Genomic DNA, 11,493 nt, shown 5'->3' with positions numbered 1-11,493 from the left:
TTACCAGAAATAAAATGACGAAGTAATCTTTATTTCAAAAGATTGCTTCACTTTATTCGCAATGACGATAATTTGAAGCAGCAAATTTACAGCTATTCTCATGAAAAAGAAAAGACCTGACAGGTTTTTAAACACTATCAGGTCTTTATAAATTTATTTCAAATTAATTACCCTTTCACAGGAACAGATACAACAGTTGTTCCCCAGCCTAAATGCATATTAAAAGCATCTTCTTCTCCATCAAAAACTATTGAAAAAGCTTCTAAAGTTTCTTTTGTTTTCGATACTTTACCAGTCACACGAACGACATCTTCTTTTTCGTTATACATATATGAACCCCAAACATTTTTTGCTGTACTTAAAATTACAGTCCATTCTTGCTCTCCTGGAATAGTAAATAATGTATAAGTTCCTGCTTTTACCGGTTTATCTCCAAAAGTAACATCTTTATAAAATACCACTTCTGTAGCTTCATTTGCTCCCGTTCTCCAAACTTTTCCGTTTTTTGCTAAACTTGATACAGTTCTTCCTTTTAATTGAGGACGGCTGTAAATTACTTTTATAACTTTTTCCGACACTCTATAACTTGATGGATAAGCAGCAATATCTAATGGACTTTTATCTAATGATGAAAATTTTTGTGCAACAGCATTAGTTGAAAATACCATCGCGATTGCAAATACAATGATAGATAAGATTGATTTTTTCATGATATATTTAATTTTTGGTTTTTATAATCTTTTAATAGTTTTAAAATACATGCAATTATAACGCTATTTTTTTTGATTTTATTCTGACAATAAAATCATATACATAAATGGATACTAATGAAATTCCGAATAACGGAAATATCAACCCTAGTAAAATTAGCATTACAACAATGGCGTTACCTACTTTAAAACTTGCAGGAACTTTTGGAATACCCCAAGTTCCTTTTGATTTTCTGTATAAATAAGAAACCAATGCAGAAACACTCATTAGTGTTAATCCAATAGCTATAAAAAACATCAACCACCAGTTCCAGCCACCAAATTCACCTTGATGAAATGCCATTAACCACATTCTGCCTCGCATTAAAAAACCAACATCACTCCAATTGTGTTTTTTAATCAATTTACCTGAATACTGATCGAAATGCAACATTTTTTGCGCTTCCAGATTTACCGTTTTATTAGAAACACTGAAAGTACTTTTCTCGTTTTTAGGCAGACCAATACTTATTTCTCCTTCTAAATTTTGTGCTTTGGCAATTATTACCATATCATCTAACGAAAGTGTTTTTTCTGCTATTGAAGATGTTAATCCGCGTCCGTTCCAAGTTGTTGGATACCCTGTATTAGTTATTTTTTGAAGTGTTTTGAAGTTACTACCAAAAACGTCTGTCCATGGAAAACCTCCTGCCAAAACCATTAATAACAGAATTGACAACCAAAAACCACCAACAGCGTGTAGATCTCTAAATAAAGTTCTTTTTCCTTCTTTAAATCGGATGGTAAACACTCCTTTCTTTTCTCCTTTTTTAAACGGAAACCAAATGTATAAACCTGTTAAAATCAACACAACCATCCAACTGGCAATTAATTCAACTATTTTGGTTCCTACTTTTCCTCCTAGTAGTTCTCCATGAAGTTTTCTTACTTTATACATCCAAGTATCTTTCGGACTAAATTTTCCTGAAACTTCCCCTGTGTATTGATTTACAAACAACGATCTTTTATTACCAAACTTCCCCGAAATGAATTCAGTTCCTTTTGTAGATGAATTTTGTAATATCATTACATTTGGCTTCTTTTTCATCTCTTTTTGAGCAATTTTCCATTGTTTTTGATACGAAATTGATTGTTTTTGCGCTTCTTCAATATTTTGAATTTTCCCAATCGCTTCCTTTTCAACATCTGGTTTAAAAAGATAAATAGCTCCTGTTATTGATAGTAGCAATACAAACGGCAGAGAAATAATTCCTGCAATGAAATGCCACTTCCAAAGCCACTGATTTAATTTTCTATTTTTCATTTAACTAGAAATTATATTTTATACCAAAATGAAAAGCTCTTGGATTACCAACTGTATATTCCTTTTGTTTGCTATAAATATTATAACCAGCTCTTACAGAATACAACTCATCAAAAATATTAAGTGCTTGCCCCCAAATTTCAAATTGTTTGCATTCATAATTTGCTCTGAAATTGAAAACATTATGTCCTTTGTAAGTTGAAGTTCCCAAAATATTATCACCATTTGTATCAACTCCAACAACAGCTTGCCCTTCAAAACTTGTGTTATACTTACCAATTTTTTCGTGTTCTAGCGTTAACGATAAATCTTTTATTGGTTTATAATTTACTGATGCCATTGCCATATATTTTGGCGCTGTTTGCATATCAGTATTAGAATAGTCAACATTATTATCAAAAAATGATAGGTATTCGTGTTTTGCATAGCTTCCACTATATGAAACAGACACGTTTTCTAAAACTTTGTAGTTTAGCCCTAATTCAACTCCACGAGAACGAGTTTCACCAGCGTTCAATTGAATATAATCTCCGTCATTATTTCTGATAGAAATTAATCGGTCTTTACCATCTAACTGGTATAATGCAACATCAACTTTTAGTTTTAATGGAATGGTAAAATAACCTCCAACTTCAAAATTATCAAACTTAGCAGGTTTTAAATCAAAAACTGTATTTCCTGCAGCATCATTATCTCCATTTCTAAACAACGTTGATGTTTGTGGAGGAGTGAATCCTTCAGAGTAATTACCGTATAACCCTGCGTTTTTAGATAAGTTGTAGTTAAATCCTAATTTTGGAGCAACATTAGTATAGCTTACTTTGGTATCTGCAACACCTGAAAACTGTTCAATTAAATTGTCATAATCATATGAAAATCCATCATAACGGATAGCTCCTGTTAACTTTAAACTTTTAAAAGGAGAAATTTCAAATTGAGCGTATCCTGCATAATTAAAAATGTCTGCTTGATAATTTAATATGTAATCACCCAAATTTACAACGTAATCAATATTCTTTTGAGTATTTGTATCTACAGTTACATTAATAGTTTCAGCAACATAATCTTGTGGAGAATAATCTGCAGTAACACCAAATATTAAAGATGCATTGGCAAACTCATAATCTTTTTTATGCTGAATTAAACCTACAAAACTTCTAAATGCGTTGGAATTAATTTCTCCGGTACCAGTTCCTGTTAACTGTCCTTGATTTCTATTTTGTTTAACTCTATACGATGGAATTTGATCCATTTCATTGTTTCGATAGATAAAATTGAACGAGGTTTTACTTTTTTCATCCCAAGTTTTATCTAAAGTAGAACGAAAACGTAATGCTCTTGCAACTCTTTCAGTAAAAGTTTGATTACTTTCATAATTACCATCAGTATAATTATCTTCAGAAATTGAACCCGACATATCCGAACGGTAATCAATAAAAGTTACGGCATTCGTCCATTTTAAATCCTCAGAAAAATCATTTACATTTTTAAACGAAATTGCGAACTTCTCATAATTTGAATGACCAACAGGCCCGTTACTTCTTTGTACATAATGACCTCCTACATAGAATCCATATTTATCATTTGCTGTTGTTGATGCTTCTGCCTCAACTCGAGTTAAGCCTAAATCGTTAATTTGAAAACCTAATGATCCTCCAAATTCTTTCTCTGGGTTTTTAGTGATGAAATTAAAACTTCCACCTATAGCTTCACTTCCGTAAATACTAGATGCTGGTCCTTTCAATACCTCAACACGGTTAAATGTTGTATTGTTCATTTCTAACAACGCATTGTGATTGAATACTGCTACCGGACGAATTGGCAAACCATCTTCAACATATAAAAACAATGATTTTGTTGAAATTGGTGAACGTGTAGCCATAAAGTGTTGTTCGTTGCTTGATGCTTTTGAAGTACTCATAAAAACCCCTGGAACTTGATTTACCAATTGTTCAATACCAAAAGCTTTGGTTTCTTTAATTTGATTTGCTGTTAGCAAACCTATTGAAGCTGGAACTTCTTGACGTTTTTGAACTTCTCTACTTGCAGAAACAACTACCTCATCAAGATTTTCAATATTATCTTCTAATTTAATTGTGTTGAAGTTTTTTGTAAGTATTACTACCTCTTTTTTAAATCCAACAGTTGATACTTTTACTTCAGGATTTGTTAATTTAATACTGAAATTCCCATCAAAGTCGGTTGCAGTTCCCTTGTTTTTATCTTCTAAAGAAATTATTGATACTCCAACTATTGGATTGTTATTTTTATCAATAACTTTTCCTTTATATATAGATTGTGTAAAAGCCGTTATAGGTAACAAAATACCTATAACAGCTATTAATATGTTTTTCATTTTAAATACTATCTGTTTTTACTAGAATTTATATTGTACAAAAGCTGTGAAATTTCTACCTGGTTCTGTTATTGGAGCCATTGGTAGGTTTGCTTGATTTCTGTAAGAAAAATTTAAGTGATTGATATAATTTTTATCAAACACATTTAAACAAGCTACTCCTACTGTAAATTTCTCCAATGGCTTTATTCCGAATTTAAGATCTAAGATTTGGTAACCATCTGTTTCAGTTTCGCCAAAAGAAGGTGCAATATTTGTTTGCTTTGAAACCATATTATATTGTGCATTTGCCCAATATTTTTCTTTATTAACACCTAAAGAAATTTTGCTAGTAAATGGCGGATTTAACGGTAAGGACTCATTAAAATCTTCGTTTTTTGTTTTTACATAAGCTACTTCTGCTTTTACAAAATAATCTTGGTATAAATTCAGTTTTGTAGCCACTTCAAAACCTGTTTTTGATGCATCTTCAATGTTAACAAAAACTTTCGTAAACTCTGGCATTGGCATGAAATTACTTGGAATTGTTGGATCAACCACTGCTGAGATATAATCTTCAAAAATGGAATGATATACAGAAGTTTCATAACTAAACACTGCATTTTCATTGAAGTCAATCAATCCTTTTAAACCAATTTCAAATTGATTGTTAACCTCTGGTTTTAAAAGCGGATTTCCTAAATACTCATACGAATCTTGACCTACTGTAAAGTGGTTGATAAAGCGTTCAGCCATGTTTGCGGTTCTAACACCTCTACCAAAAGCCGCTTCAAGAATTGCTTTTCTTGAAAACTTATGTTTTAATGAAATAGTTCCACTTACATTAGTTTCATCTGTTTTTGTAACAGGATACATTGTTGCAAAATCTACTTCTAAATCTTTTGCATTAGCATCAACAAAATCTACACGCATACCTGTAGTTAACCATGTTTTAGGTGAAAAGCTGTATTTAGCTTCAGCAAATAGTCCAAAATCATTTAAATACGCATCTTGCCAAATTTTATCTACTCTTACCATTGGTGTTGGCAACATCGTTCCATTCATCATCTTGATTGTACGAGTTCTGTTCCCCTCTCTTTCAATATGATTTGCATCGACTCCAACAAATAAATTAATCTTCTTATCTAATAATAAATGAGTTTCTAACTTACCTCCAATTGTTGTTGAGTTAACTGGTGATGAAGCAAACATCATTGGAAAGTTTGGACGATTAGCATTGGTCATTAAATGATCTACATAACTGTAAAATCCTTTAACTGTAATCGATTTTAGTGTATTATCGATATTCTGAATTTTATAATCTAATGATAATATTGAACTATCGTCGAACTCGGTATCCATTGGTAAAGCAGCATGTTTTACATCTCTACCAAAAGACTGACGCCAGTGAGCTTGTAAACGTTGATTATCTGTAATGTTGTATCCTAATCTGATACCATAATCAGTACTTTTAAATGCTGATGGAATTTTATTTCCTTCTCCATCTTTATAATCTCCAAAGTTTCTGTAGCCAACATTTCCTATGATATCAAACTTATCAGAAACCTCTTGTAACTGAAGCATGGTTACAAATGAGTTTCCATTCGTTTCGTATCCTCCAGAAACTTTTCCGTGCAAACCGTTTTCAAGATTTTCATAATCTTCAGTAACCATATTTACAATTCCTCCAAAAGTAGCTCCGTAACGAACAGTATAAGGACCTTTAATTACTTCAATTTTTGAAATTTCCTCAGGAATAATATGCGTTGTTATTGGATCCATTCTGTTTGGACATGCATGAACTGCTTTAGTTGCGCCATCATACATTACATTTAATTGCTCGTAAACCGAAGCTCTAAAAATTGGATCGATAGCATAATTCCCTCTTTTTACTACTGAAAACCCGTTGATTTCAGAAAATAAATCAGCTACATTTTTAGGTTGAATTACCTTTTTTTGGTAATCGTTTTTTATTGATGTGTGAACAGGGTTCGTGTTTAAATCCCCTTTAACCACCACTTCATTTAATTTTATTCTTTTTGTTGTTAAGGTGTCTTTTTTAGTTTGTGCAGACACGCTTATAGATAAGATGCAGAATAGCATCATCCATAAATTTCTCATTATTTAATGTTTAAATTCTACATAATTGCGTAGCAAAACACACCTGTTTGATATTATCAAACTGATTTTGCTCTTTAAAACCTATATATAAATTTAAACTGTTGGTGGATGGAACGTAGAAAACTCAAACAGATAAGAATAATCTTGTTGGTAATAAAATTGATGAGTTTTATAGGCTACTATTTGTTTTTTATTATTTAAGCTCATTAACTGAACAAACCCAATCGGATATTCTTCCATCTGAACTCGTAAAGACTTGAAGTCGTCGTCTTTTTGTTTTTTAAGTTCTTTCATTAATTGACATTTACCATTACAATTCAGTTCTGGCTTGTCTTTATTAATACATAAAACTTTTGAGATATAATCGTAGTTAATGGCATATTCTACAAATGGAGCTATAGGTCGTAACATAGCAATCATGTACAAAAAAACAAAAAAGTATATGCCTAAACTTCTAATCACAAAAATTATTGTTAAACTGAAATGCAAAAATACTGTTTAGCTTCTTGATTATCAATATAAATTTAACCTGTTTTTTATTTTTATTTATTCTAAATAAATAATTATATTTGCCACAGATTTTTAGAATATGATTGTATTTTATACTGAAAACAAGAAAATTACACCAATAGTTTCTTTACCACAACAAAGTTGTGATTCAATTTGTTCTTCAAATTGTTTAAAACCAAAAACTAAATGTTGTAATAAATACAAAAAAAAAGGCATTAATTGCAAACGCTGTCCTTTAACACACGAGTTTAAAGCTGTTTCATAAAAGCTTATTTTATATATTAAATGCAAAAAAGCCTTGATAAAAATTATCAAGGCTTTTTTGTTTTAAGCTTTATAGTTTACTAACTAACTTGAAGTAAGAAATAATTCTTCTTACCTCTTTGTAAAAGAACATATTTATTTGCTATTAAATCGTTTGTTGTAATTGAAAAGTCTTCATTAACTTTATCTTTGTTTACAGCAATTGAGTTTTCTTTTAAAGCTCGACGTGCATCCCCATTCGATTTTAAAAAATTGGTTTTTGCTGACAGAGCATCTATCATTGATAACCCTTCTTTTATATCTTCTGAACTAACGCTGGCTTGAGGTACCCCTTCAAAAATGTCTAAAAATGTTTGTTCATCTAACGATTTTAAATCTTCTGCAGTAGATTTTCCAAAAAGGATATTGGAAGCTGAAATTGCTTTTTCTAACTCCTCTTTTGAATGTACAAATGCTGTAACTTCTTCAGCTAATCTTTTTTGTAACACACGAACATGAGGAGCCTCTTTGTGTTCTGCAATTAAATTATCTATCGTGTCTTTATCTAAAAATGTAAAGATCTTTATATACTTTTCTGCATCTTCATCCGACGTATTTAACCAAAATTGGTAAAATTTGTATACTGAAGTTTTATCTGCATCTAGCCATACGTTACCACCTTCTGATTTTCCAAATTTAGAACCATCTGCTTTCGTAATTAACGGGCAAGTCATAGCAAACGCTTTTGCTTCTTCTCCAACATTCATTCTACGCACTAACTCAGTTCCTGTAGTAATATTTCCCCATTGATCAGAACCTCCCATTTGTAATTTACAATTGTAGGTTTTGTATAAATGATAAAAATCGTAACCTTGAATTAATTGATAGGTAAACTCCGTAAAGCTCATTCCGTTACTAGAATCTCCCGAAATACGTTTTTTGACAGAGTCTTTCGCCATCATATAATTTACTGTGATTCGTTTACCAACATCACGTGCAAATTCTATAAATGAAAAGCTCTTCATCCAATCATAATTATTCACTAGAATGGGCGAGTTTTTTGTGCCATTATCAAATTTTAAAAAACGTCCTAAAGTTCTTTTAATTCCCTCAACGTTTTTTGCTAACGCTTCTTCATTTAATAAATTACGTTCATCTGATTTCCCTGATGGATCTCCAATCATACCTGTAGCACCTCCAACCAATGCAATTGGTTTATGTCCTGCTTTTTCTATATGCACCAACAAAATAATTGGCACTAAACTACCAATGTGTAATGAATCTGAAGTTGGATCAAAACCAATATATGCCGTCGTCATTTCTTTTTGTAATTGTTCCTCGGTTCCTGGCATCATGTCGTGAATCATTCCACGCCAACGTAATTCTTCAACTAAATTCTTGGTCATTTGTATTTGTTTTAAAGGAACAAAGATACATTTATCAGGTAAAAAATTCTATTTTCGTACTATGATTTTAGTAACAGGCGGAACAGGTTTAGTAGGCTCTCATTTATTGTACCATTTAATAAGGGAAAATAATGTTGTTCGAGCAACTTATCGTTCAGAAGATAAACTTGAAAAAGTTAAAACTGTATTTTCTTTTTACACTGGAAACTCCCTCTCTTTTTTTAAAAAAATAGAATGGATTAGAGCTGATATTAATGATACGCCTTCACTTAAAGCCGTTTTTGAAGGTGAAATCACATATGTTTACCATTGTGCTGCATTAGTTTCTTTTAACCCAGAGGATTATCGTAAAATGAGAAAAGTAAATATTGAAGGCACCGCCAATGTGATTAACTTTTCTATTGATAAAAAAATAAAGAAGTTTTGCCATGTAAGTTCTATTGCTGCTATTGGAGATTCTATAAATGGAAATCTCACTACAGAGGAAAATGAATGGAATGATCAAAGTGAAAATCATGGATATTCTATTACCAAATATGGTGCAGAAATGGAAGTATGGCGAGCTTCACAAGAAGGCATTGATATCGTTATTGTAAATCCTGGAGTAATTTTAGGAGCTGGTTTTTTTAACGAAGGCTCAGGTAAATTTTTTACGCAAGTTTATAACGGATTTAAGTTTTTTACAGAAGGTGTAACGGGTTTTGTTGGTGTAAAAGATGTGGTAAAAGTAATGATTAATTTAATGAATTCTAATATTAAAAATGAGCGTTTTATTTTAGTATCAGAAAACAAATCTTTCAAAGAAATATTCTTTACTATCGCAGATGTTTTTAATAAAAAACGTCCATCAATTAAAATAGGAAAATTTGCAACTTCTCTACTTTGGAAAATTGATTGGTTTTTGACAACAATCACCAGAAAACAACCATTACTCACTAAAAATTCTGCGAGATCATCACAGAGAAAAGAATATTATTCTTCCGAAAAAATTAAAAAAGAATTAGGTTATGAATTTGAGCCGATAGATACTGTTATTAAAGAAATTTGTAACAATTATTCTGGTTGAGTTCTATCTTTTAATTTTGCTTTTTTTAACTTAATTTTTCTGGCTGAATCTAACAACTTCGGTTTTATAGTTTTCTTTTTCAAACTATCGCGTTTTATAGAATCTAATTTATCTATTTTTTCTTGATACATTTTATGCTCTGCTTCTAACCTAGTTTTCACTTTATTTATCAATTCATTATACTCTTCAACTCTAGAAGTATAATAATTATTACTGATATCGAAACGAGCACTATCTATTTTGTATTTATTATACACCAAAGCTGTGTAATTAACATCCTTTTGAAGAAATTTATTCTTTATATGTTTTGCAGATGAAGCTATATACATATCTGTTAACAAAAAAATCATTGAATCTTTAGGAATCAAATTCTCAGGTTTCTCATAAATTGTATTACTATTACAAGAAACAATGAATAAAAGTATTAAAAAGTAAATGAAATTTCTCATAACTCTATCTATCTATTAAATAATAGTCTTTTTCCTTTAATTTCTTCGTTAAACGTTCCGTTGTTGTATATCAAATTTCCATTCACAAATGTGTGTGTAATTTTACTCGAAAATTCAACTCCTTCAAACGGAGACCATCCGCACTTATACAATATATTTTCTTTAGAAACTGTCCAATTTTGAGCTGGATCAATTAAAACTAAATCAGCGTAAAATCCTTCCTTTATAAATCCGCGTTTTTCAACTTTAAATATTTTCGCAGGATTGTGACACATCTTCTCCACTGCCTTTTCAATTGAAATTATTCCTTCTTTCACTTTCTCAAAAACAGCCGTAACCGCATGTTGCACCAAAGGTCCACCACTTGGAGCTTTTGTATACACATTTTCTTTTTCCTCTAGAGTATGAGGTGCATGATCTGTTGCAATTATATCTATCCTATCGTCTAACAGTGCTTTCCATAAACCTTCCTTATCCTTTTGAGTTTTAACTGCTGGATTCCATTTAATGAGTGTTCCCTTCTTTTCATAATCAGCATCTGTAAACCACAAATGATGCACACAAACTTCGGCTGTAATTTGTTTTTCTTCTAACGGAATATCATTGCGGAACAAATGTGTTTCTTTTTCTGTAGATAAATGAAAAACATGCAATCTTGCTCCAGTTTTCTTTGCTAATTCAATTGCTTTTGAAGATGATAAATAACAAGCTTCTTCACTTCTTATAATTGGATGATATTTCAAAGGAATATCATCACCATATTCTGCTTTAAATTTTTCCGTATTTCTTCGAATAGTAGCCTCATCTTCACAATGAACAGAAATTAACATTTTTGTAGAAGAAAATATTTTTTCTAAAACCTCTTCATTATCTACCAACATGTTTCCTGTTGAAGATCCTAAAAACAACTTAATACCTGCAACATTCTTTGGATTTGTTTTTAACAATTCCTCTAAATTATCATTCGTTCCACCAAACATAAACGAGTAGTTTGCGTAAGAAGTTTTACTTGCTATTTCGAATTTATCTTCTAATAAGTTTTGTGTTGTTGCTTGCGGAACAGTATTAGGCATTTCTATAAAAGAAGTAATTCCTCCTGCAACAGCTGCCTTACTTTCTGTGGCAATATTTGCCTTATGCGTTAATCCTGGCTCTCGAAAATGAACCTGATCATCTATCATCCCTGGAATTAAATATTTTCCTGAAGCATCGATAACCTCAACATTTTCAGAAATCGATATCTCATCAGCGATTTTAACAATAAATTCATTTTCTATGAGAACATCGCCTTTAAAAATGCTTTTTTCATTAACAATTTTAGCGTTTTTTATTAAAGTAGATTTTGTCATT

General features: G+C 31.1%; 9 protein-coding genes. 1 reads left to right on the top strand and 8 read right to left on the bottom strand.

Annotated elements, in window-relative coordinates; translation table 11 throughout:
- Positions 1-167: 167 nt before the first annotated feature.
- The 6 genes from C7447_RS02885 to tyrS form a co-directional block, all read right to left on the bottom strand.
- A complete protein-coding gene (locus C7447_RS02885) occupies positions 168-710 on the bottom strand; it encodes a DUF2911 domain-containing protein (RefSeq protein WP_148868674.1) in 543 nt (180 codons plus the stop codon).
- A gap of 55 nt (positions 711-765) precedes the next feature.
- The gene (locus tag C7447_RS02880) at positions 766-2,013 is read right to left on the bottom strand and encodes a PepSY-associated TM helix domain-containing protein (RefSeq protein ID WP_148868673.1); all 1,248 of its coding nucleotides are present in this window, start codon (positions 2,011-2,013) and stop codon (positions 766-768) included.
- Positions 2,014-2,017: 4 nt separating this feature from the next.
- Positions 2,018-4,369, bottom strand: coding sequence for a TonB-dependent receptor (locus C7447_RS02875; RefSeq protein ID WP_148868672.1), 2,352 nt, complete (start codon positions 4,367-4,369; stop codon positions 2,018-2,020).
- Positions 4,370-4,390: 21 nt separating this feature from the next.
- Positions 4,391-6,469: a TonB-dependent receptor domain-containing protein gene (locus C7447_RS02870; RefSeq protein ID WP_246143003.1), complete on the bottom strand. Its 2,079-nt coding sequence runs from the start codon at positions 6,467-6,469 to the stop codon at positions 4,391-4,393.
- A gap of 93 nt (positions 6,470-6,562) precedes the next feature.
- Positions 6,563-6,880 (bottom strand): hypothetical protein, encoded by a 318-nt coding sequence (locus C7447_RS02865; protein ID WP_148868671.1) that lies wholly within the window; start codon positions 6,878-6,880, stop codon positions 6,563-6,565.
- A 443-nt stretch (positions 6,881-7,323) separates the two neighbouring features.
- Positions 7,324-8,628, bottom strand: a complete 1,305-nt coding sequence (gene tyrS, locus C7447_RS02860; protein ID WP_148868670.1) for a tyrosine--tRNA ligase — start codon at positions 8,626-8,628, stop codon at positions 7,324-7,326.
- A gap of 61 nt (positions 8,629-8,689) precedes the next feature.
- On the opposite strand from tyrS, the gene C7447_RS02855 reads away from it, so the two are divergent.
- Complete coding sequence (locus tag C7447_RS02855) at positions 8,690-9,694, top strand: SDR family oxidoreductase (protein WP_148868669.1); 1,005 nt, start codon at positions 8,690-8,692, stop codon at positions 9,692-9,694.
- On the opposite strand, the gene C7447_RS02850 is transcribed toward C7447_RS02855, so the two are convergent.
- Complete coding sequence (locus C7447_RS02850; protein WP_148868668.1) at positions 9,682-10,143, bottom strand: DUF4296 domain-containing protein; 462 nt, start codon at positions 10,141-10,143, stop codon at positions 9,682-9,684. The genes C7447_RS02855 and C7447_RS02850 overlap by 13 nt on opposite strands.
- A gap of 8 nt (positions 10,144-10,151) precedes the next feature.
- Complete coding sequence (locus C7447_RS02845; RefSeq protein WP_148868667.1) at positions 10,152-11,492, bottom strand: dihydroorotase; 1,341 nt, start codon at positions 11,490-11,492, stop codon at positions 10,152-10,154.
- Position 11,493 lies beyond the last annotated feature (1 nt).

This window comes from Tenacibaculum adriaticum, assembly GCF_008124875.1.
Taxonomy (GTDB): Bacteria; Bacteroidota; Bacteroidia; order Flavobacteriales; family Flavobacteriaceae; genus Polaribacter; species Polaribacter adriaticus.
The sequence above is the reverse complement of the archived record's forward strand: the minus strand, read 5'-3'. Positions and strand labels throughout refer to the sequence as shown.